Annotated in this window: 22 protein-coding genes; 2 read left to right on the forward strand and 20 right to left on the reverse strand. The window is 58.1% G+C overall.

Annotated features, from left to right (window positions below; genetic code table 11):
• Window positions 1-110: 110 nt before the first annotated feature.
• The 4 genes from KBX13_RS05005 to KBX13_RS05020 are packed head-to-tail and all read right to left on the reverse strand — an operon-like array spanning window position 111 to window position 4116.
• Window positions 111-1235 carry a cysteine desulfurase family protein gene (locus KBX13_RS05005; protein ID WP_256021070.1) on the reverse strand — a complete coding sequence of 375 codons (1125 nt, stop codon included), beginning with the start codon at window positions 1233-1235 and terminating at the stop codon, window positions 111-113.
• A 5-nt stretch (window positions 1236-1240) separates the two neighbouring features.
• Complete coding sequence (locus KBX13_RS05010; protein ID WP_256021071.1) at window positions 1241-2395, reverse strand: SAM-dependent methyltransferase; 1155 nt, start codon at window positions 2393-2395, stop codon at window positions 1241-1243.
• Complete coding sequence (locus KBX13_RS05015) at window positions 2392-3249, reverse strand: NUDIX hydrolase (protein ID WP_256021073.1); 858 nt, start codon at window positions 3247-3249, stop codon at window positions 2392-2394. The genes KBX13_RS05010 and KBX13_RS05015 overlap by 4 nt, the downstream gene beginning before the upstream one ends.
• A gap of 24 nt (window positions 3250-3273) precedes the next feature.
• Window positions 3274-4116 (reverse strand): ABC transporter ATP-binding protein, encoded by an 843-nt coding sequence (locus tag KBX13_RS05020; protein WP_070362604.1) that lies wholly within the window; start codon window positions 4114-4116, stop codon window positions 3274-3276.
• Window positions 4117-4326: 210 nt separating this feature from the next.
• Between KBX13_RS05020 and KBX13_RS05025 the strand changes: the two genes are divergently transcribed.
• The gene (locus tag KBX13_RS05025; RefSeq protein ID WP_256021075.1) at window positions 4327-6351 is read left to right on the forward strand and encodes a maltotransferase domain-containing protein; all 2025 of its coding nucleotides are present in this window, start codon (window positions 4327-4329) and stop codon (window positions 6349-6351) included.
• A 34-nt stretch (window positions 6352-6385) separates the two neighbouring features.
• Complete coding sequence (gene glgB, locus KBX13_RS05030) at window positions 6386-8590, forward strand: 1,4-alpha-glucan branching protein GlgB (protein WP_256021076.1); 2205 nt, start codon at window positions 6386-6388, stop codon at window positions 8588-8590.
• A gap of 56 nt (window positions 8591-8646) precedes the next feature.
• Here glgB and KBX13_RS05035 read toward each other — a convergent pair whose 3' ends face one another.
• The 16 genes from KBX13_RS05035 to KBX13_RS05110 form a co-directional block, all read right to left on the reverse strand.
• The gene (locus tag KBX13_RS05035) at window positions 8647-9525 is read right to left on the reverse strand and encodes a tetratricopeptide repeat protein (RefSeq protein WP_256021078.1); all 879 of its coding nucleotides are present in this window, start codon (window positions 9523-9525) and stop codon (window positions 8647-8649) included.
• A gap of 3 nt (window positions 9526-9528) precedes the next feature.
• On the reverse strand, window positions 9529-9834 hold the full coding sequence (locus KBX13_RS05040; protein WP_070362607.1) for an MTH1187 family thiamine-binding protein: 306 nt from the start codon (window positions 9832-9834) through the stop codon (window positions 9529-9531).
• A gap of 10 nt (window positions 9835-9844) precedes the next feature.
• A complete protein-coding gene (locus tag KBX13_RS05045; RefSeq protein WP_071573411.1) occupies window positions 9845-10132 on the reverse strand; it encodes a hypothetical protein in 288 nt (95 codons plus the stop codon).
• A 15-nt stretch (window positions 10133-10147) separates the two neighbouring features.
• Complete coding sequence (gene nucS, locus KBX13_RS05050) at window positions 10148-10840, reverse strand: endonuclease NucS (protein WP_070479532.1); 693 nt, start codon at window positions 10838-10840, stop codon at window positions 10148-10150.
• Between the two features lie 45 nt (window positions 10841-10885).
• A complete protein-coding gene (locus tag KBX13_RS05055; RefSeq protein ID WP_070362609.1) occupies window positions 10886-11359 on the reverse strand; it encodes a DUF2550 domain-containing protein in 474 nt (157 codons plus the stop codon).
• 169 nt (window positions 11360-11528) lie between these two features.
• A complete protein-coding gene (locus KBX13_RS05060) occupies window positions 11529-11903 on the reverse strand; it encodes a F0F1 ATP synthase subunit epsilon (RefSeq protein WP_070362610.1) in 375 nt (124 codons plus the stop codon).
• A 9-nt stretch (window positions 11904-11912) separates the two neighbouring features.
• On the reverse strand, window positions 11913-13406 hold the full coding sequence (atpD, locus tag KBX13_RS05065) for a F0F1 ATP synthase subunit beta (protein WP_070362611.1): 1494 nt from the start codon (window positions 13404-13406) through the stop codon (window positions 11913-11915).
• A 3-nt stretch (window positions 13407-13409) separates the two neighbouring features.
• The gene (locus KBX13_RS05070; protein WP_070362612.1) at window positions 13410-14384 is read right to left on the reverse strand and encodes a F0F1 ATP synthase subunit gamma; all 975 of its coding nucleotides are present in this window, start codon (window positions 14382-14384) and stop codon (window positions 13410-13412) included.
• A gap of 52 nt (window positions 14385-14436) precedes the next feature.
• Window positions 14437-16107 (reverse strand): F0F1 ATP synthase subunit alpha, encoded by a 1671-nt coding sequence (gene atpA, locus KBX13_RS05075; protein WP_070362613.1) that lies wholly within the window; start codon window positions 16105-16107, stop codon window positions 14437-14439.
• A gap of 9 nt (window positions 16108-16116) precedes the next feature.
• On the reverse strand, window positions 16117-16950 hold the full coding sequence (locus tag KBX13_RS05080; protein WP_070362614.1) for a F0F1 ATP synthase subunit delta: 834 nt from the start codon (window positions 16948-16950) through the stop codon (window positions 16117-16119).
• A gap of 5 nt (window positions 16951-16955) precedes the next feature.
• On the reverse strand, window positions 16956-17525 hold the full coding sequence (locus KBX13_RS05085) for a F0F1 ATP synthase subunit B (protein WP_070976342.1): 570 nt from the start codon (window positions 17523-17525) through the stop codon (window positions 16956-16958).
• Between the two features lie 47 nt (window positions 17526-17572).
• Window positions 17573-17815, reverse strand: coding sequence for an ATP synthase F0 subunit C (locus KBX13_RS05090; protein ID WP_070362616.1), 243 nt, complete (start codon window positions 17813-17815; stop codon window positions 17573-17575).
• A gap of 106 nt (window positions 17816-17921) precedes the next feature.
• The gene (gene atpB / locus KBX13_RS05095) at window positions 17922-18716 is read right to left on the reverse strand and encodes a F0F1 ATP synthase subunit A (protein ID WP_070362617.1); all 795 of its coding nucleotides are present in this window, start codon (window positions 18714-18716) and stop codon (window positions 17922-17924) included.
• A 441-nt stretch (window positions 18717-19157) separates the two neighbouring features.
• Window positions 19158-19619: a hypothetical protein gene (locus KBX13_RS05100; protein ID WP_256021080.1), complete on the reverse strand. Its 462-nt coding sequence runs from the start codon at window positions 19617-19619 to the stop codon at window positions 19158-19160.
• Between the two features lie 11 nt (window positions 19620-19630).
• Window positions 19631-20773 (reverse strand): MraY family glycosyltransferase, encoded by a 1143-nt coding sequence (locus KBX13_RS05105; protein WP_256021082.1) that lies wholly within the window; start codon window positions 20771-20773, stop codon window positions 19631-19633.
• The gene (locus KBX13_RS05110) at window positions 20774-21433 is read right to left on the reverse strand and encodes an L-threonylcarbamoyladenylate synthase (RefSeq protein WP_256021084.1); all 660 of its coding nucleotides are present in this window, start codon (window positions 21431-21433) and stop codon (window positions 20774-20776) included.
• Window positions 21434-21466: the final 33 nt, after the last annotated feature.

Below are 21466 nucleotides of genomic sequence, written 5' to 3' on the forward strand. Positions count from 1 at the left end.
GGTTGGGTCGAAAGTATGAAAGGCCCGAACCAGCATGATGCTTGTACTGGTTCGGGCCCGGCAAACAACGCCAACACATCGACGTTAACTCGCCCACTATCGCGTGAGATCTACATGTTCCCCGCCGCTCGCGCCTTCGCAACTACATCAGCGATGTTCTGGACAAAGTAGTCGACGTCCTCACGTGTGTTCGTTCGCCCCAGCGAAATTCGTAGCGCGCCCAAGCCGAGCACTTCCTCCACGCCCATCGCCTCAAGCACATGACTCATTCGGGTCACACCACTGGCGCACGTAGACCCGGTTGATACAGCGATGCCCAACGAGTCGAGCAGCATCAGCATCGCGTCCCCGTGGGCACCGCGGAACATGAAGTGGGCATGCCCCTCCACAGCTGGCTCCTGGGTTGTTACCACTACGTCCGGGACCTCACGCTGTACACCTGCCACGAGTGCATCGCGAAGTTCCTTCACACGTTCGCGTTCACGTTCCATCTCGGAGCATGCTTCCGCCAGTGCTGCAGCTGTTGCAGCGGCAGAGGCCACGTCTACCGTGCCTGGACGCAGTCCACGTTCCTGGCCGCCACCGTGAATCGATGCGGTCGGCGCCGGCGAGCGTTTCGCTAGCAGCAGGCCGGTTCCGCGTGGCCCACCAAACTTATGTGCGCTCGCTGCCAATGTGGTGGCACCGAGGTCGTGGAAGTGAACGGGGACCTTGCCAACGGCCTGCACAGCATCCACATGAACAGGAGTGTTCTGAAGCGCAGCTCTGCGAACAACCTCCTTCACTGGTTGGAGTGCGCCAGTCTCATTGTTTGCCCACATCACTGCGGCCACAGCTGCCGGAGTGTCAAGCGCATCGAGGTCCGACAGGTGGCCGTCGTCACCTACCGGGAGCCAATCCACGTGCTGTGCTCCTAGTGCTTTGACAGTCTCGAGCACTGCCGAGTGCTCAACCGGTGAACACACCACCCGGTCCCCTTGCTTGCCACGCATGGCTTCGTAGAGACCGCGGACCGCGATGTTGTCTGCCTCGGTGCCCGAGCCTGTGAAAATCACTTCAACCGGGTCCGCGCCAAGCAACTCCGCGACTTGTTCTCTTGCATCGGCAAGCACCGCGTTGGCTTGGCGTCCCGCTGCGTGTTGCGCACCGGGATTCAACGCACCTGCGTGTTCAACCCAGGCATCGATTGCTACCTGACGCATCGGAGTAGTTGCAGCGTGATCGAGATACTTCATGCGCACTACCCTACGCGCTGATGCTCCCTTGCCTCGCAAATGTATGCAGTCGGGCTGTTGCCTGTTCGCGCAATAAGTACCGCCATCTGTCGGTGCCCTTTCAGCTTCATCTTCTTCCGAAGCTGGTCCGGGTTGACGTCTACCCCGCGTACGAGGATCTCAAGCGCCCCCGCTTGGTAGTTGGCCAGTGCTGCCTTAAGTCGCTTGAACGGCACAGCCTCCAAGAAACGGAAGCCACTCGTTGCTGCGGGAAGCTCATCACCCGTAAGAAATGCAATGTGCGGGTCCACCATCCACAGCTTGTGCCGGTGCGCCCAGTGGCGAACTAGCCCGGCGCGGATGATCGCTCCGTCGGGCTCGATCATCCAAGTACCTGGTTCGGCGACAGTGGTGTCGTCAGGCTCGTCCGACCTCACTATCTCTCGCGAACCGTCCGCGCGCAGCACCACCGCTTCGCGAATGCCGGATCCGAAACCTTCTGTGTACAGGCAGGTTTCTTTGACGCCGCCATCGAGAGAGACGACGCTGACGAGCCCGCTCCACTCGCTGTAGTCGATTCCGGGTGCACACTTTACTGCGAGTTCTCTGCCACGATGTGCTTCCACGAGGTCTGGCAGGGGTGGTAGGAGTTTTGCTGGGTCGGTGATTCGTCGGCCGTTGGCGCGTCGTGCTGGGTCAGCCACGACGACATCGGCGCGGCTAATGGGTTGCAGTGCATCGGCTTGGCAGAGGAGCACGTTGGCGTCGGCAAGGTTTGCTTGAGCCATTGCAAGCCGTACGCGATCGAGATCGGAGCCTATCCAAGAGAGCTGTTGTTTTCTTATCGACGCCCCTTCGCTTCCCACTGAACAGGTCACGTCGTGGACCGTGGCTGCTTCGAAATCCTTGATCAGCTGCGCTCTGTATTCGGCAACGAGCTGTGGCGTTGCTTGTTGCGCGGCGTCGCTATCGGTAAGCCAATACTCGGGCATCTTCCCACGGGCGCTGCGCTGCGCGGCGAGTAACTCCGAAACGACACGGGCATGATCGCCGAATTCTTTTTCCAGTACGGCTCTGTCGCGAATTAGCGTACTTGGAATGAGTTCGAGGTCCGGTCCAAGCGCCAGAATCTTTTGCAGGTTGTCCCGTAGGAACCCAACCTCGTCCAAAGTAAAACTCATTTGGGCGTCCCGATCCTATCTGTCGGGTGCTGGTGGAAAAACTCGTGGTAGCGCGGATCATCGGCGGGGTCTCCGATGATCGGGCGCATGTCGGCGTTGCGTGCAAGTTTGACCGCATCCTCGAAGGTGTCGCAGGAGCACAGCTGTTGGAGTTGCCCCCAGGTTGATGGCACGAAGCGAACGAGCCCGGCGCGCCATCCTTCCATGAGTAGCTCCGGGGAGAACCAGTTTGCATCGTCTGCCTCGCCGGTTTCCGCGTCTGGTTCTTGTCCGATGGGTGCTTTTGCGAGGAAGCTGAAGGTGTCGAACCAGTTACCTCGGTGCGAGCAACCTACCCAGCGTGCAAACGGGATGAGGAGGTCGCTGCAGACGTTGAGTTCATTGGCCTGCAGCATGTCCGTAAGTGAGATCTCGTGCGAGACGAGTTTGAGCCGTTGGTCGTGGAAAGGACGTGCGTCGCCGAGTAGGGTTCCTTCGTCGTCAACGGCGAGCAGTGTTCCGGTTTCTTCGAACAATTCGCGAACAGCGGCAAACAGCAGGGCATGTGCCTTGTATTTGGTTACGCCGAGCCTTCGTGCAACAGATACTGCCGACTTGCCAATCCACAGGTCGCCGTCATTCCAGGCGCGGGGTGGGAAGTCGCGACTATCGACGCCACCTCCGGGAAAAACCGTCATGCCTGGGTAGTTTTTCATGCTCATGACTCGTTCTTGCATCCACACCTTGATTCCGTCGGGAGTGTCGCGGATGAGGATGACGGTGGCAGACAGGCGTGACCCGTTGAACCCACTGGTTTCTGTTGCGTCGACGGCGTCTGTTGCGTCGACAGAAAATGCGCCGGTTTTGCGGTACACGGTGCTCCACCTCCTCGCGTGGTGTTATGCGCGGTGCGCACCACTTCGTGCGCTTCGTGCACGGCGTGCATAGAACCGGCCGTCGTCGTGCTGCACTTCGATTGGCTGGTGATACGCCTTAGAGACGTTTTCACTGGTCAATACGTCTTCGATAAGACCTTGGGCGATCACTGTTCCTTCGTCGAGCAGCAAGGCATGTGTAAAACCATATGGGATTTCTTCCAGATGGTGGGTGATCATCACCATAGCTGGCGCATCGGGGTCGAGTGCGAGGTCGCCGAGGTATGCGATGAGGTCCTCGCGTCCGCCGAGATCCATACCTGCCGCCGGTTCGTCCATGATGAGCAGTTCTGGGTCGATCATGACCGCGCGGGCGATGAGGACGCGCTTCTTTTCTCCATCCGAGAGCGTTCCCCACGTGCGGTCGATAAGGTGCATAGCCCCGACCTGTTCCAGGACTTCGAGTGCTTGCTCGTAGTCGACGTCCTCGTACTGTTCGCGCCAACGCCCGACGACCGCGTAGCCTGCGGAGACGACGACGTCGCCAACTTTTTCACTTGGCGGAATCATCGAAGCAATCGCTGAGGACGTCAATCCGATTGCCGCGCGAAGGTCACGCATATCTGTTTTACCGATGCGCTCTCCGAGTACGAATGCGACGCCGCGCGATGGGAACTCTTGGGCAGCCGCCATTCGGATCAGTGTGGTCTTGCCGGCGCCATTTGGGCCGACGATGACCCAACGTTCGTCGAGCTCCACCTGCCAGTCGATAGGGCCAACAAGCGTGTTGCCTCCGCGAATAAACTCGACTCCTCGGAAGTCGATAAGCAGATCTGGATCAGTGGTTGGTTCGTTCACGGCTACCATTCTGGCTTCTTTCTACTTCGGCGTCTTGGTGGATAGAAAAACAAGCGACTGAGTTCTCAGTGTAACCATATCGTTGTATGAGAATCGCCACGGATGAAAGCGAACCCTTATGTCGATATTTAACGTGAGAGTTAGCTAGTCTGAGAGAAGAAAGAGCACACCTATAGGTGTGTCCGACTTCCATCGGCCACATGTGAGGACAAAAACGACATGGTTGCACGCTTTGGTATCGACGACGTACGCCCTCAAGTTTCCGGGCGAACTCTTCCGGCAAAGGCGGTGGTAGGTGAGGTTGTGCCAGTCTCTGCCCTGGTGTGGAGAGAAGGCCACGACGCTATCGCTGCAAGCTTGGTTATTACGGATCCGAATGGAGAACAGTACTCCATTCACATGCAGCAAGAACCGTACCGCCCGGACTACACCCATGCGGTGTTTGTCCCCGATGCTCAGGGGCTGTGGCGCTACCGCGTTGATGCGTGGAGTGACGTCATGGCGACGTGGCGCAACGCCGTCACAAAGAAGCTGGAGGCCGGGCAGACTACCGAAGAAATGGCGAACGACATCGCCCACGGCATCCACCTTTTTGAAGCCGCAATTGCGCAGACTCCGGCCCCAGACCGCGAGGTGCTCGAACGGGCCGCTGCGGCGCTTGATAATCCCGCGCTGCCACTGGCTGAACGAATTCTCGCCGGCATTTCTGACGAAGTACTCGAAGTACTCAATGCTTTTCCGCTTCGGGAGCTCGTCACCCATGGGCCTATTTGCGATATCTACGTAGAACGACGCGATGCGCTGGTGAACTCGTGGTACGAGCTCTTCCCGCGTTCCACCGGCGGTTGGGACGATGAAGGCAACCCGGTTCACGGTACCTGGGCTACCACTGCGAAGGCGCTCGATCGCGTTGCTGCAATGGGCTTTGACACGGTCTACTTCCCTCCTATCCACCCAATCGGTGAGATCAACCGGAAGGGCAAAGACAACACACTTGTCGCCGAGGAGGGTGATGTCGGCTCCCCGTGGGCGATCGGTTCACGAGACGGTGGGCACGATGCCTTCCACCCGCAGCTCGGTGGTGAGAAAGAGTTTTGCGCGATGCTTGACCATGCGCACGAACTCGGATTGGAGGTAGCGCTGGATTTGGCCTTGCAGGCTGCGCCGGATCACCCTTGGGCGAGCGAGCACCCCGACTTCTTCACCATCTTGGAAGACGGCACGATTGCTTACGCCGAGAACCCGCCGAAAAAGTACCAGGACATCTACCCGATCAACTTCGATAACAACCCGGAGAAGGTCTACGAGGAGATTTACCGGGTTGTCATGTACTGGGTAGACCTGGGCATCCGAACGTTCCGTGTGGACAATCCGCACACGAAGCCGGTGAACTTCTGGCACTGGTTGATCACCCGCGTCCACGAGACGCACCCCGACGTCATCTTCTTGGCCGAAGCGTTTACCCGCCCACCAGTGATGTACGGGCTGTCGAAGGCAGGGTTCTCCCAGTCCTACACTCACTTCACCTGGAAAGTATCTAAGGGTGACCTCATCGACTTCGCTGAGCACATGGTCGACGTCGCGGATGTCTCGCGCCCGAACCTCTTCGTGAACACGCCTGACATCTTGCACGCCTCGCTGCAGTACGGAGGTCCAGCCGCGTTCGCAATTCGCGCCACACTTGCCGCCACAATGAGCCCATTGTGGGGCGTATATTCCGGCTTTGAGCTCTTCGAAGGCGAGGCCGTCGCAGAAGGTAGCGAAGAGTATAACCACTCCGAGAAGTACGAACTGCGCCCGCGCGACTTCCAGACAGCCCTCGATAACGGGCAGTCTCTAGAGCCTTACATCACTTCGCTGAACCGCTTCCGCAAGGCGCAGCCTGCGCTGCAGCAGCTACGTCAAATTCGCTTCCATCACGTGGACAACGACCAGATCCTCGCGTACTCGAAGGTCGATGCGATCTCTGGCAACGCGGTCCTCGTCGTCGTTAATCTCGACCCATGGAACGCGCAGGAAGGCACGCTGTACCTCGACGCGCCGGCAGTTGGTCTCGAATATGGTGCGCAGTTTGCCGTCCATGACTTGGTAACTGACTCGTACTACGACTGGGGATCAGAAAACTACGTGCGCCTCGCACCGGAAGTCAACGTCGCTCACATTCTGAAGCTGCCTGATGTTGCGCCGCAGAAGCGAGAAGCGCTCGCATTCCGACAAATTTCAGATCACGACTACCGCCCATAACAACCGCGACCAAACAGACGCTAGAAAGATCATTATGTCTGCAAATTCAGTCAACCCAGCACTGCTGATCCCGGCACACGATCGGCACCGCCTCCTCGAATGCAAGCACCACGCACCGCACGACTTCTACGGATGGCACGCAGCACCCGAGGGCTCCCTCATTCGCACCCGATTCCTGGGCGCAACGAACGTCGAGTTACTCATCCACGATGAGATCCGGCAAATGCAGTCCCTTGGCGACGATATTTGGGCGATCGGCTTGACCGACACCACTGCGCCCGACTACCGCTTCAAGGTGCACTATCCCGAGGGCGACCCGGTGACCGTCGCCGACGCATATCACTTCCTGCCTACACTCGGCACGCTCGACCTGCACCTGATTAGCGAAGGCCGCCACGAGCGCCTCTGGGAGGTGCTCGGCGCCAACGTCCGTACCTACGAGACGACGCTCGGCACCGTCACTGGTACCTCGTTCGCTGTATGGGCCCCGAACGCACAGGGCGTAGCCGTCGTCGGTGACTTCTGTGCATGGAACCCAAACCAGTACCCGATGCGCGTCCTCGGTTCGACTGGAGTGTGGGAGATCTTCATCCCGGGCATTGAGGCAGGCACCACGTACAAATTTGCAGTACAGACGTCCGACGGCCGTCGCATCGACAAGGCCGACCCTCTGGCGAAGCAAACGCTGACACCTCCAGAGACCGTCTCCGTGGTTGCCGCCCCTTCCGAGTTCAAGTGGACAGATGAGGATTGGGCGCAAAAGCGTAGCGAAGCAGACCCGACCAACTCCCCAATGAGCGTCTACGAGTGCCACGTCGGCTCATGGAAGAAGGGCGCAACCTTCCAGACGATGCGCGACGAGCTCGTACCGTACCTCGTGGAAAACGGCTTCACCCATGTCGAGTTCCTCCCGGTGGCCGAGCATCCATTCGGTGGCTCTTGGGGCTACCAGGTCACGGGGTACTACGCCCCAACCGCCCGTTGGGGGACTCCAGATGACTTCCGCGCACTCGTCAACGACCTACACGCAGCAGGCATCGGGGTCATCGTCGACTGGGTGCCAGCCCACTTCCCGAAGGATGACTGGGCACTCGCCCGCTTCGACGGCACCGCCCTCTACGAGCACCCCGACTGGCGCCGTGGCGAGCAAAAAGACTGGGGCACCTACGTGTTCGACTTCGGGCGCAACGAAGTTCGCAACTTCCTGGTCGCTAACGCCCTGTACTGGTGCGAAGAGTTCCACATCGATGGCCTCCGCGTCGACGCCGTCGCATCAATGCTCTACCTCGATTACTCCCGCCAGCCTGGCGAATGGCTCCCGAACCAGTTTGGTGGGCGCGAAAACTGGGACGCCGTCCAATTCCTGCAAGAGATGAACGCAACGGTTCACCGCAACCACCCAGGCATCGTGACCATCGCGGAGGAGTCTACTGCTTGGCCAGGCGTGACCGCTATGACGGAAAACGACGGCCTCGGTTTCTCCCTGAAGTGGAACATGGGCTGGATGAACGACACCCTCGAGTATTTCTCCCTCGACCCGATTCACCGCTCATACCACCACAATGAGATCACGTTCTCACTGGTCTACGCGTTTTCCGAGCAGTACGTCCTGCCGTTTAGCCACGACGAAGTAGTCCACGGCAAGGGATCCCTCTGGCAGCGCATGCCTGGCGATGACTGGAACAAGGCCGCCGGCCTTCGCACCCTCTTCGGCTATATGTTCTCCCACCCAGGCAAGCAGCTCCTCTTCATGGGCTGTGACTGGGGCCAGACCACCGAGTGGGACGAAGCGAACTCAATCAACTGGGACAATATTTCCGACGGCTGGGGCCACGAGTACCACCGCGGTATCCAGCAACTGGTTCGCGACCTCAACCGAGTGTACGTCGACACCCCTGCGTTGTACGCGCAGGACAACGTGCCGGCCGGATTCCAGTGGGTCAAAGGCGACGACTCACAGCACAACATCCTCGCCTACCTCCGGTGGGATACGGAGGGCAACCCTGTGCTGGCCGTCATCAACATGTCCGGAGCTTCCCAGCCAAATTACCGGATCGGCCTGCCGGTCGCCGGTGAGTGGGAGCTACTCATCAACACGGACGCAGGCGTCTACGGCGGTGCCAACAACGACCTGCCACACACTGTGCACAGCGACGATGTTCAGTGGGATCACTTCCCTCACTCGATCGAGCTGCACGTACCAGCAATGAGCGCACAGCTGTACAAGCTGAGCCGCTAGAACGCTAGAGCCCGGGCCTCAGGAGTTCCTGCAGGCCCGGGCTTTTGCATGTCACGCTAGAACAGAGCACTCGCAAGCTTCGTACGAGCGGCGAGCACACGCGGGTCGCCGGCGTCAAAAAGCCCGAAGAGCTCGAGCAGTCGCTCCTTCGCCTCTGGAGACTGCTTGATCAAGCCCAACAGACGGTCGAATGCTTTCTCAGGCGCACCGGACACGAGCTCAGCATCAGCAGCCACCAGCTGTTTCGCGACATCGTCAGGGTGCTCCGCAGCATCAGCAATAGGATCAACCGTCAAGTTCGCAGGGTCAAGCCGCTTGACGACGGCCACCGTCGCCTTCGCCTGCGCAACCTCCTTGTTACCAGGCTCCTCGCTCAGCATCGCATCGTAGATAGCCGTAGCCTGATCAAAATCACCTGCCTGCATCGCACGAGCTGCCTCTTCCAAACGCGGGTCCTCTGCTGGGGCAGCATCCTCAACGGGCTCCTCGTCTAGGCCCTGCAACTGCCTGCCAACGTTGCTCACCAATGCCTCGAGCCAAGGCTTCAATTCTTCCTCCGACTGATCCCCCTCGAAGCTCGTCAGTGGGCGCCCAGCAGCAAGCGCGAGCGTAGTCGGAACAATCCGTACACCGAGCGCCTGCGCGATCTGCGGAGTGGCATCAGCATCAACGTATGCGTACGCGAATCCTCGCTGACCGGTAGCCAACTTGGTCAACGTCGCCCGTAGCGACTCTGAATCAGCTGAACGCGCACTACCGACATGAACGACAACCGGAATCTGCATTGAGCGCTGCAGTACCTTGGCTTCCAAATCTGCCTCAGTAACCGTAAATACTGGGACAAACCCCTCGCGCTGCATTTCCTCGCGGGCCTCCGCTTGCTTCGCTACCTGAGCTAAATCAACGGCCCCTGCCGTAAATTGTGGTCCTGTCACGTCCTAGTTCTCCTCAAGATGCTTGTTCAAAGACTCCATCTTCTGGTGGAGCATATCTGTAAACCCACGGCGGATATCCGCCTTAATCACCAGCGAAACACGTGGAGACACTTCCTCCACCGCCTGCGTCGCACGCTTAATAACGTCCATGACTTCGTCCCATTCACCCTCAACCGTGGTGAACATGGCTGTCGTCTCATTCGGCAGCCCCGATTCACGAACTACTTTCACGGCGCGTGCCACGGCCTGCGACATCTCCGCGTTCGGCGTGTCAGTGACGGCTGGTGCTACTGAAAATGCTGCAATCATGCCTCATACCCTACCGCCTCGACCAACAATGTTTATGCCAGTGACGGCGATCATCCGCCCCGCGCCCCACTTCCTTCGGCCACGCAACGACATGGGCTACTCCTGGAGGAATGTTCTGATTACATCCCGGGCACACGTAGAACTTCCGCGCTGCGGAAGAACCAATCTGACGCACTTTGTAGATCTCACCATGCGTCCACCGCGGCCCTTCCATTTCTTGGGTGCCGATAAACGTGGACCCATCCCGCGGGAGTATATAGCTCGGCTGGATGTTTTGACGCCGATTTCTTCGCGGCACTGCTACATCGCTCCTCTAAAACAGGCGCAGCTCGTCTGATTCGATTCCACGCAGGTCGTCATAGTCCAGCACAATACAGCGAAAACCACGATCTTCCGCGAGCGTGCGGGCCTGTGGCTTAATCTCCTGCGCAGCGAACACACCCTGTACTGGACGAAGTACGCTATCGCGGTTGAGCAGTTCAACATACCTGCTGAGCTGCTCGACGCCGTCGATCCCTCCCCGGCGTTTCACCTCAACGGCAACTGTCTTGCCGTCTGCATCCTTGGCGAGCAGGTCAACTGGGCCAATCGCCGTCGGATACTCACGGCGGACGAGCGTAAACCCATCGCCGAGCGTAGAAATATGCTCAGCCAACAGCTCCTGTAGGTGCGCTTCCACCCCGTCCTTCACAAGACCTGGATCTTCACCGAGCTCCACGTTGGTATCGGACACGATCTCCTCGACTGTAATGCGAAGCTGCTCGCCTTTTGGGTTCTCCACGATCCACAACTCGTCCCCCGTGTCTTCCCCATCAATATCCACGACGGCTTGTTCACGTATCGTGCACGGCGGTGTCATCCAGTTCAGTGGTTTATAAGCACGGTCGTCTGCGTGGATCGACACAGACCCGTCAGCTTTCATCAAAATAAGGCGAAGCGCAGACGGCAAATGCGCATCGAGACGACCAACATAATCTACTGAACAGCGAGCAATGACAAGACGCATGGATACTAGGCTACCGGTCGTGTCATTCTGTACGGAATTATCCCGCTAGTAGCGCTGATCGCGGCCGCGGTCACGCAGCGCACGCCGACGCAGCGCCTCGTAATCAACCTTTTCCTGCCGCTCATCAGGTGCAGACTCAATCCATGAAATCAACGCCATCTGCGCGCGCTTCTGGCCCGCGAATTCAATATCGCCATCGGCACCGTGCAGCAGTACGGCTTCCTTAATCCCTGGCATGAACGACTGCTCTTCTTGACTCAGCGCTCGCATTCCCTCGAAGCTGGTCTGGGTGCGCTCAATGCACATGTCGTACTGGAATGACAAGGACCGCAGTTTATAAAAACGGAGCTCCTCCGCGTGATAGATCAGCACACCGTGGCGCCAACCGTGGACCCCGGTGGCCGGGAGTTGTCGGAACAGGCCTATCGCGCCGGAGTTGCGGAACATTAAAAAGCGCCACACGCACACAGTAATAACAAAGAACACAAAGAACAATGCCACGTACAGTAAAACGATCACATTGCACCTCTGCTTCGTTCAAACCGACCTTGATGAAAGTATGCGCTTCATTTTAGCGACCTTCGCTGCCAGTGCAAGCAACGCAGAAACGGAAAGCCCCGCTGCTAAAACAGCGGGGCTTTACAAGGTTGAGCGTGGCGCTCTACCTTCCTCCTACGCGGTGACCGCGTTAGCGAGATTCACTGCGACGGACGGCAGCAAGCTCGGCCTCTGCACGAGACTTCGCGAGTGCGTCATCAATGTTCTGAAGCTCTGCCTGAGCTTCATCACGATTCACTTCGTGGGCGAAGATGGCGTAATCCGCAAGAATGGTCACTTTGTCACCTTGCACGGAAAGGAACCCACCCTGGACGGCGGCGACGATGCGCTCGCCGTCGATTGGGCGGATGGTCACGACACCATTGTCCTTGAGCTGACCAAGGATGGGTTCGTGGCCAGGCAGAATGCCGATCTCACCTTCGGTAGTCTGAGCAGTCACGATGCTTGCTGGACCCTTCCAGAGCAAACGGTCTACCGAGACTAATTGAGCGGTAAGTTCAGCCATTATTGCCTCCTAGCCCTGCAGCTTCTTGTAGGCAGCCTCAACGTCATCCAAGCCACCCAGGCCGTTGAATGCCTGCTCTGGGTATGCATCGAATTCACCGTTGCACAGCTTCTCGAAGGCATCGATGGTCTCCTCGAGAGGTACGTAGGAGCCCTCGTCGCCGGTGAACTTCTTAGCGACGAAGAAGTTCTGGCCCAGGAAGCGCTCGATCTTACGAGCACGCATAACCGTGACCTTATCCTCTTCGGAAAGCTCGTCCATACCGAGAATTGCGATGATGTCCTGCAGTTCCTTGTTCTTCTGCAGAATACCGATAACTCGCTGTGCAACCTCGTAGTGACGCTCGCCAACGATACCTGGCTCAAGGATGCGCGAGGTCGAGGTCAGCGGATCCACTGCTGGGTAAATACCCTTGGAAGCAATGGAACGCGAAAGCTCGGTCGTCGCGTCCAGGTGAGCGAAGGTCGTGGCCGGAGCCGGGTCGGTGTAGTCGTCAGCCGGAACATAAACTGCCTGCAGCGACGTAATCGAACGGCCCTTGGTCGAGGTAATGCGTTCCTGGAGAACACCCATCTCGTCTGCCAGCGTTGGCTGGTAGCCCACGGCCGATGGCATACGACCCAGCAGGGTCGAAACCTCAGAACCAGCCTGGGTGAAACGGAAGATGTTATCGATGAACAGGAGCACGTCCTGGTTCTGAACATCGCGGAAGTACTCCGCCATGGTCAGGCCGGACAGCGCGACACGCATACGAACCCCTGGCGGCTCATCCATCTGGCCGAAAACAAGGGCCGTATCTGGAAGAACGCCCATGTCCTCCATCTCGAGGAAGAGGTCCGTACCCTCACGGGTACGTTCGCCGACGCCGGCGAACACGGAGGTACCGGAGAACTCGCGTGCAATACGCGTAATCATCTCCTGGATGAGAACTGTCTTACCGACACCAGCACCACCGAAGAGGCCAATCTTGCCACCCTTCACGTAAGGGGTAAGCAGGTCGATGACCTTAATGCCGGTCTCAAGGATCTCGGTCTTACCTTCCAAGTCCTTGAACGCTGGTGGCTCGCGGTGGATGCCCCATCGCTCACCACCGACGCCGACCGATGGGTCGTCCAAGCACTGACCAAGCGCGTTAAACACGTGGCCCTTGACCTGGTCGCCAACCGGAACGGAGATCGGATTGCCGGAGTCGCGTACCTGTGCGCCACGAACCAGACCGTCGGTTGGTGCCATGGCGATCGTGCGGACGAGGCTGTCACCCAAGAACTGGGCCACCTCAAGCACGATGGTGCGGGACATTTCGCCGAGGTCGATGTCAACCTCAAGCGCGTTGTACAAAGCGGGCAGCTCGCCACGCGGGAACTCCACGTCGACGACTGCGCCGATGACGCGCACGACGCGGCCATTCTCAGACCCTGCCGGGTTCTGAGCGAAATCGGACTCATTCTGAGCCTGACCCGTTGGCTCCTCGCCGAGCTCGTCGTAAGAGTGAGCAGTAGTCATGATTTAGTCACTTTCTCCACTACCAGACAGCGCGCCAGCGCCGCCGATAATCTCGGTGATTTCCTGGGTAATTTTTGCCTGACGGGCTTGGTTAGCCTCACGGGACAAGTTGTTCGCCAATTCGGTCGCATTGTCCGTAGCGTTCTTCATCGCCGTACGACGTGAAGCGGACTCCGCTGCAGATGCCTCCAAGAAAATCGAGTACAGCGAGCGAGAAACATACGCCGGAAGCAGTTCGTCCATCAGCGTATCCGCATCAGGTTCGAAATCCATGTCCGGTTGCACATCCCCGCTTGTGGTGAGCATGTCTTCCTGCTCGTACTCGTAATCCTCAAGCACCGGCTCAATTGGGAGCAACTGGTGCACCCTGGCTTCTTGTGTCAACATCGACACAAATTCTGTGTACACCACGTGTACCTGGTCGAAGCCACGAACCTCCTGACCCTCAGGGCCGTGCAGGCCCTCGCGCCACTTAGCGGTCCCTTCAGAGCTCGCCATGAAGCCGTCGATCAGGTGGCGACGAACGTCGTGGGTCGCTTCCCACGAAGGCTTCTGGGACCAACCGGTCCAAGAGCCTTCGACCTCCATATCGCGGAAACGGTAGTGGGTTACGCCCTTACCGCCCGTGATGTAGCGGACGACTTCGTAGCCAGCTTCCTCAAGCATGCGCTCGAGCTCTGCTGCCTTCTTCAACACGTTGTGGTTATACCCGCCGGCCATACCGCGGTCTGATGTGACCACGAGGACTGCTGCGACTCGACCATTCTCACGCTCACGGAGCATGGGGTGATCGAGGGAGCTCGCAGCTGCGAGGCGTTCCATGACGTCTTTCAACTCGTCGGCATACGGCTTTGCCGCTTCGACGCGCTGCTGTGCCTTGGTGATCTGCGAAGTCGCGATCAGCTCCTGGGCTTTAGTGATTTTCTTCGTGGAGTTTACGGACCTAATACGGTCACGTAGTTCGCGAAGTGTTGCCATGGTTTACTCTCCTCCCTTCCTATATGTAGACGTTTACGTCTTGTTCCAAGAATTACTTCTTGGGACGGCCGACGTTAAGGGTATTTTTCTTGACCTCACGCTTGTCCAGCGGATCCGCCTCTGGCTCGCGCACGATGTGCTCACCGGTGGAGGACTGGAACGAGCGAGCGAAGTCATCATTGACGCGCAGCAGCGTCTGCTTGCTCGTATCGTCGAGCGCAGCGCCACCGGAGATCTGTTCGTAGACTTCCGGAGCGACGGAGCGAATGTGCTCCTGCAGCTCGAACTCGTAGCGACGCACGTCTTCGACGGGAACGACGTCAAAGGCGCCTTCGTTTGCAAGCCAGATAGATACGATCTGGAACTCAACAGGCTGCGGAGCGTTCTCCGACTGCTTGAGGAGCTCTACGAGACGCTGACCGCGCTCGAGCTGGCGCTTCGAAGCTGCATCGAGGTCGGACGCGAACGCAGCGAACGCTTCCAGGTCACGGTATGCAGCAAGGTCGAGACGCAGGTTACCTGCAACCTTCTTCATACCCTTAGTCTGCGCAGCGCCACCGACACGGGACACGGAGATACCCACGTCAATAGCCGGGCGAACACCCTGGTTGAAGAGGTCGGACTGGAGGAAGACCTGGCCGTCTGTAATCGAGATGACGTTGGTAGGAATGAACGCACCCACGTCGTTAGCCTTCGTCTCGATGATCGGCAGTGCGGTCAACGAGCCTGCACCCAGCTCATCGTTGAGCTTCGCAGCACGCTCCAGCAGACGAGAGTGCAGGTAGAACACGTCACCTGGGTATGCCTCGCGGCCTGGTGGACGACGCAGCAGCAACGAGATGGCACGGTATGCCTCTGCCTGCTTGGTCAGGTCATCGTAAATCACCAGCACGTGCTTGCCCTGGTACATCCAGTGCTGGCCCAGCGCTGCACCAGAGAATGGTGCGAGCCACTTGAAGCCTGCGGAGTCGGATGCAGGTGCAGCCACAATCGTGGTGTACTCAAGCGCGCCGTGCTGCTCGAGGGTTGCACGAACGCCAGCGATCGTGGAGCCCTTCTGGCCCACCGCGACGTAGATGCAACGAACCTGCTTCGACGGATCTCCGGTCTCCCAGAAGTGCTTCTGGTTCAGGATCGTGTCGATGCAGACTGCAGTCTTACCAGTCTTACGGTCACCAATGACGAGCTGACGCTGACCACGACCGATTGGGGTCATGGCGTCAATAGCCTTGATACCGGTCTGCATTGGTTCCTCAACCGGCTGGCGGTCGAGAACGCCTGCAGCCTGCAGCTCAAGCGCGCGCTCTTCGTTGGATTCAATTGGACCAAGGCCGTCAATTGGCTGGCCCAGTGGGTTAATAACGCGGCCGAGGAATTCCTCCCCAACCGGGATGGACAGAACTTCGCCTGTCCGCTTTACTTGGTCGCCCTCGGTGAGGGTCTCGAAATTACCCAGAACCACGACACCGATCGAATCGGTCTCAAGGTTCTGTGCGACGCCAATGACGCCGTTCGGAAACTCGAGCAGCTCATTCGTCATGCATCCTGGCAGCCCGGAAACCTGGGCAATACCATCTGCAGCCGAAGTCACCACGCCGACCTCCTCACGGGAGGCCTCCGCGGAGTAGCTCGAGGTGTAGTTCGCTATCGCGCTACGGATCTCATCGGAGGAGATCGTCAGCTCCGCCATGTTCTTCCTGCTCTCGGTAGTTTGTTCCAGCATTATCTCTTACTAAAGGGTCGCGTTGGCGAGAAGGTCGGTGCGCATGCGGTTCAACTTACCGCGCGTCGACCCGTCAATCAGTTCATCGCCGACTCGGATGGTCAGTCCACCGAGGAGGCTGGGGTCAACCTCAGAATGGATCGCCATCTCACGACCGTAAATGTTCTCAAGTTTCTGTGCCAGTGCATCGCGCTGCGCATCAGAGAGCGCCTGTGCGGTGACCACACGTGCCACGGCCTTCCCACGCAACGCGGCGACGTCAGCTGCCAGAGCAGCGAGATCGTCCACCGGGTGGTGTTCTGGACGGCCAATGACCTGCAAAGCTAGCGCTTCAGTAACCGTGGTGACCTTGCCGTAAATGACATTCGCAAGCAGACCGCGCTTCTGTGCGGCTGTAGCGGTTCGGTCGGAGAGAAGCTGAGTAAGCTTCCGCTCCTTCTCAAGCAAGGTGGAGAGTTGGTACAGCTCGTTTTCGACCTGCTCCAACTGCCCTTGAGCCTCCGCGCCCTTCATCAGCGCGCGTCGACCTAGGTTGATCAGGCCTGCGCGGAACTCGCGCGGGTTTGACCACTCCTCGGAAGCTGCTGCAGCAAGGATCTGTGCCGTAGGCTCTGCCACCTTGGCACCGAAAACATCGTTGATGATCCCGCGACGCTGCGCGGCATCAAGCGAGTTATCAGCGACAGCGATGCGCAGTGCACGCTCGGCGTCCAGCTGATCCACGGTCAGGAACAGTTCCGTACCAAGCTGCAATGCAACAGCAACGGTGTCCCCTGCCCCTTGAATCAGCTGATCAAGCTGCTCAGAAACTTTTGTTTGTGCTTCGCGACTAGCTGCCTTCATTTCGCCTACTTCCTCGTAGAAACGTTGTCGAGTTCGGCGAGGAAAGCATCAATCGTGTTCGAGCGGCGGGTATCATCCGAAAGCTCGGTACCCAGCAGACGCTCTGCCAGACTGATGGAGTTCTGACCCATCTCGTTGCGCAGTTCAGCGACGACCTGCTCGCGGGAAGCCAGAAGCTGCTTTTCGCCTGCTTCAACAATTCGACGAGACTCATCCTCAGCGCGCTCACGAAGTTCTGCCTGAATCTCCTTGCCCTTTGCCCGGGCAGCTTCACGGATCTCAGCAGCTTCGGCACGTGCCTCAGCGAGTTCAGCGTTGTTCTTTTCTAGAGCAGCCTTAGCCTCGGCCTGGGCAACCTGAGCACGCTCAATGCCGCCCTTGATTCGGTCTTCGCGCTCCGCCAGTACTTCCTGGAACTTCGGAAGGACAAACTTCCAGAAGAGCAAGAACACGATGACGAAGACAACGGTCGACCAAACCACGTCGTACATGGCAGGCAGGAGAATCGACGGCTCCGTCTCGAGCGGAAGCTTCTCTCCCTCTGCCAACACGAAAATATCGTTGACGTTAGTCATTGGTTGCTCCTGATCTAAAAAGTGTACGTGGAATTCGTGAGTTCTTTTTAGAACAGGAAGCCTGCAACGAGGCCAATCAGGGCAAGTGCCTCAACGAAGGCGATACCCAGGAACATGGTGGTACGCAGCTGGCCGGCCATCTCTGGCTGACGTGCCATACCCTCAACGGTCTTACCGACCAGCATGCCGATGCCGATGCCAGGGCCGATGGTAGCGAGGCCGTAGCCGATGGTGCCGAGACCGGTGTATTCGGTAGCGGCTGCTGCCTGAGCAAGAATGATGTCGTTCATGTGAAAGTCGTTCCCTTTCTTGGTGTTTGCTTGCAACGCTTCCTGCAAACAAACGAGTGACAATTTGTATGGGGTTTATTCAGTTTGACCAGTAGGTTGCGCTTTGTTAGTGCGCGTCTGCATGCAGCGACAGTTCGATGTACACCGCAGTCAACAGAGCGAAGATGTACGCCTGCAGGAAGATAATGATTAACTCATACAGGGTGAACAGCAACGCCGCGATCAGGGTCAGCCCTGACACACTCGTCCAGGCCGAGATCTGCCAGAAGAAGAAGTTCGTAGCAGAGTACAGCAGAACGAGAATGATGTGGCCAGCCAGGAAGTTCGCCATAAGACGAAGTGCCAGCGTGACCGGACGCAGAATGAACGTCGAGAAGAACTCGATCGGCACAACAAGGAAGTGCAGAGCGAACGGCAACCCAGGAATCACGGTCGAGTGCTTGAAGAAGGCAACGCCGTAGCGCTGCACGCCCGCGTAGATCATCGCAATGTAGGCGACAACGGCCAACACAATCGGCATACCGATACGTGCGTTTGGCGAGATGTTGAGGCCAGGGATGATCGTGGCGACATTCATGAACAGGATCGTGAAGAAGATTGTCGCGATTACCGGCAAGAAGCGCCGGCCCTCTTTCTTCCCCAGCGTGTCTTCGGCGATGTGGATGCGGACGAAATCCACGCCCAACTCACCGATATTCTGCAGACCCTTAGGAACCAGTTTTGGCTTCCTAAAAGCAATAACAAAGAGGACCACCAGTACTGCCGCCATGAACAGGCGAACCAGCATGATACGGTCCAGCGCGAACCAGCCATTGGCGAAATCTTCACCAATAAACTGGTCGAACGTGTGCCCCGGGAAAAATTCTGGACCCAATTGGGGTGCGTGGAATGTACCCTTCATGGCCAAAGTTGTAACGCTCAGCGTTCTCTCCCGTTCTCGGGCCGCACTTAATGTGCGGTGCGATGGACGTCTCCAACAAGCTGTCTCCGTGGCGGACTCCGTCGCACATCTTCTACCACGGGACAGGGGATGTATTTTCGTGCTTCTTCCAGCGAAAAATAAGGAAGCAGCAAACCTTAACTAACCCGCCCGATACTTTAACAGGTCACAGCGTATTTTCACGCTTTAGGGGGTCTTCCAAAGCTTCTTCTGAGCATTTTTCGGTACCACGCCATTAAATATGGCTGGTACTGGCGTTTTCACCTAAAATGTTACTTCCCCCACACCCGTTCCAAAAAGGGGTAGACACCCACAAATTCGGTAGTAATTCCCCTACATTCCGACATAGAAAAGCGTTGCCACCCCAAGGCGAGGGGGTAGCAACGCAAATGTCTGTACGCCTTAAGGCTTCTGAATATATGCCGTTCGTACGCTCAGTACCCCCATGGCTTCGGCGCCTAACGCAACAACAAGTGCCGCGATCGTAGTTACGCCGAATGCTGTCGAGTCATAAAACGTCGCATCCCGAAGCGCGAGCAGGATGAGCGAAATGACGACCATCTTGATAAGCCAGCCCCCAAGGACCACCGCCATGGTCGCGGTAGGTGTGGAATTCGACGTCACCAGCACGCTAATAGCGGTCAAGAGGACGAAACCTCCGCCAATGCCAACACCCATAAGCACTGCCCACAGTCCTGGTGCACCGCTTACTGCGCCCCACCCCATGAGTGAGACGATAAGCAAAGCCAGTAACGCCATAGTTCCGAAACGCAACGCGCGCAGCAGTGGTCGCCGCTGGTCTTCGTACTGCTCGGTATCTGAGACTTCGAGGTTCGCTGTCGCCGGGTTCTTTGGAGTATCCACGTTTGGACATCCTACACAGTTACAGGGCCGATCTTGCCCTTCAACCATGGAATGAGCGTCGCGACAAAGGCCACGACCAAGGACAGGACAGTAAATACGACAGCAAAGCGGGTTGGGACTATCGAAAAGCTCACTGCGCCGAGCGCTACTGCTGAAATCCACATGTAGAGGACTAAAACAGTGCGCCGGTGTGTGTGCCCAAGGCGAAGCAGTCGGTGGTGAATATGTCCGGCGTCTGCCTCCCACGGTCGCTGGCCACGGATCACACGTCGGATGACCGCCCAAACCAGGTCAAGCAACGGCAAGGCAATTGCAGCAAGCACAACGATGATTGGGCTCACTAATGCCACCATGTCCGCAGCCCCATAGAGTGACATGTTGATCTTGCCCGACGCTGACGTCGACGCGGCTGCCAGCAGCAATCCAATAAGCATCGCGCCTGAGTCCCCCATGAAAATTCGGGCAGGCTCGAAATTATGCGGCAAGAACCCGGCACAAATTCCGACGAGAATCGAGCAAATGATCGCCGGCGGGTAGGCCGAAACAGCACCACCCTGGTCGTGGAGCACAGTGAGGGAGAAGAGAAGGATAGCTCCCCCGGCGATCATCCCCAGGCCAGCAGCGAGTCCGTCAATGCCATCAACAAAGTTCACAGCGTTGATAATCAACACAGTGAAGAACGCGGACAGCAACATACCCTGCACTTGATCGAGGATTAGCGTGGTCCCCTCCCCAAACGGGACGTAAAAGACGGTAAAGACCAGTCCAAGAAAGCTCATGAGGCCAGCTACCAAGAGTTGTCCGCACAGCTTTACGACGGCCCCAAGCTCGTAGAGGTCGTCGATAATTCCAAGAATCACGATGCCGCTCGCACCAGCGAAGACTGCCGTCATCTCGGGCGTCACCGGTGCGAACCCACGTGTGAGCGCCGGGAGCTGCTGCGCAAGAAAAAGGGCGCACACGAGCCCTGTAAACATGGCAAGGCCACCGACAGAAGGCGTCGGCTGGGTATGCACATCGCGTTTGCGGATCTCTGCCACCCTGCCCGTCCGAACGAGCGCTGTGCGCACCACGCCTGTGAGCAGGTAGGTGATCGCTGCGGCAACAAGCAGAACCAAGCCCAATTCACGCAGCGGGACTCCGGCGCCGCCCATCTACTTCCTCCGCAACTGCTCTGGGTCAAGTTTTAGGACTTGAGCAATGCGTTCCGTGCTGATAGCTCCCTCTCGCAGGATGACTGGGCTAGGGCCAGAAATATCGATAATCGTTGACGGGGTGCCAACTTCGGCGGGCCCACCCTCGAGATACACGCCGACTGCCTCCCCGAACTGCTGGCGTGCAGCAGCCGCGTTGAGCGCTGGTGGATTGCCCGTCAGGTTCGCCGACGAGACCGCCATCGGGCCAGTTCGCTGCAGAAGTTCAAGCGCCAGGGGTTGATTCGGCATCCGCAACAACACGGTGCCACGAGTGTCGCCGAGATTCCAGGGAAGGCTCGGGGCTTCCGGAACGACGATCGAAAGCCCTCCCGGCCAAAATGCTTCAACAAGAGTTTTAGCGGTGTCCGTGAACTCCCGCACGAGCCCCTGGATAGTAGCCCAAGACCCTACCAACACTGGTACTGGCATATCGGGGCACCGCCGCTTCGTTGCCAGCAGTGTCGCCACCGCCTGGTTATTAAATGCGTCGGCGCCGATGCCGTAGACGGTGTCAGTAGGAAGGACGATGCAGCGCCCCTCTTTCACTGCGGCTTCTGCTGCCTGCAGTCCTTGTTCGCGTTCTTCTGGTTCGAGGCACTGGAAAACCCTACTCGCCATAATGCTCCTCGTCTCCTTTGTTCAGTACCGGAC

This window comes from Corynebacterium sp. CCUG 51687, assembly GCF_024453995.1.
In the GTDB taxonomy this organism is placed as follows: Bacteria; Actinomycetota; Actinomycetes; order Mycobacteriales; family Mycobacteriaceae; genus Corynebacterium; species Corynebacterium pseudogenitalium.

What these genes read in the sequence shown, in the direction of transcription:
- KBX13_RS05085 (WP_070976342.1), bottom strand. Translation starts at nt 17,525, where the DNA reads ATGACTAACGTCAACGATATTTTCGTGTTGGCAGAGGGAGAGAAGCTT.
- KBX13_RS05005 (WP_256021070.1), bottom strand. Translation starts at nt 1,235, where the DNA reads ATGAAGTATCTCGATCACGCTGCAACTACTCCGATGCGTCAGGTAGCA.
- KBX13_RS05025 (WP_256021075.1), top strand. Translation starts at nt 4,327, where the DNA reads ATGGTTGCACGCTTTGGTATCGACGACGTACGCCCTCAAGTTTCCGGG.
- KBX13_RS05020 (WP_070362604.1), bottom strand. Translation starts at nt 4,116, where the DNA reads ATGGTAGCCGTGAACGAACCAACCACTGATCCAGATCTGCTTATCGAC.
- KBX13_RS05090 (WP_070362616.1), bottom strand. Translation starts at nt 17,815, where the DNA reads ATGAACGACATCATTCTTGCTCAGGCAGCAGCCGCTACCGAATACACC.
- KBX13_RS05070 (WP_070362612.1), bottom strand. Translation starts at nt 14,384, where the DNA reads ATGGCAACACTTCGCGAACTACGTGACCGTATTAGGTCCGTAAACTCC.
- glgB (WP_256021076.1), top strand. Translation starts at nt 6,386, where the DNA reads ATGTCTGCAAATTCAGTCAACCCAGCACTGCTGATCCCGGCACACGAT.
- KBX13_RS05105 (WP_256021082.1), bottom strand. Translation starts at nt 20,773, where the DNA reads ATGGGCGGCGCCGGAGTCCCGCTGCGTGAATTGGGCTTGGTTCTGCTT.
- atpD (WP_070362611.1), bottom strand. Translation starts at nt 13,406, where the DNA reads ATGACTACTGCTCACTCTTACGACGAGCTCGGCGAGGAGCCAACGGGT.
- KBX13_RS05040 (WP_070362607.1), bottom strand. Translation starts at nt 9,834, where the DNA reads ATGATTGCAGCATTTTCAGTAGCACCAGCCGTCACTGACACGCCGAAC.
- nucS (WP_070479532.1), bottom strand. Translation starts at nt 10,840, where the DNA reads ATGCGTCTTGTCATTGCTCGCTGTTCAGTAGATTATGTTGGTCGTCTC.
- KBX13_RS05060 (WP_070362610.1), bottom strand. Translation starts at nt 11,903, where the DNA reads ATGGCTGAACTTACCGCTCAATTAGTCTCGGTAGACCGTTTGCTCTGG.
- KBX13_RS05110 (WP_256021084.1), bottom strand. Translation starts at nt 21,433, where the DNA reads ATGGCGAGTAGGGTTTTCCAGTGCCTCGAACCAGAAGAACGCGAACAA.
- KBX13_RS05080 (WP_070362614.1), bottom strand. Translation starts at nt 16,950, where the DNA reads ATGAAGGCAGCTAGTCGCGAAGCACAAACAAAAGTTTCTGAGCAGCTT.
- atpB (WP_070362617.1), bottom strand. Translation starts at nt 18,716, where the DNA reads ATGAAGGGTACATTCCACGCACCCCAATTGGGTCCAGAATTTTTCCCG.
- KBX13_RS05010 (WP_256021071.1), bottom strand. Translation starts at nt 2,395, where the DNA reads ATGAGTTTTACTTTGGACGAGGTTGGGTTCCTACGGGACAACCTGCAA.
- atpA (WP_070362613.1), bottom strand. Translation starts at nt 16,107, where the DNA reads ATGCTGGAACAAACTACCGAGAGCAGGAAGAACATGGCGGAGCTGACG.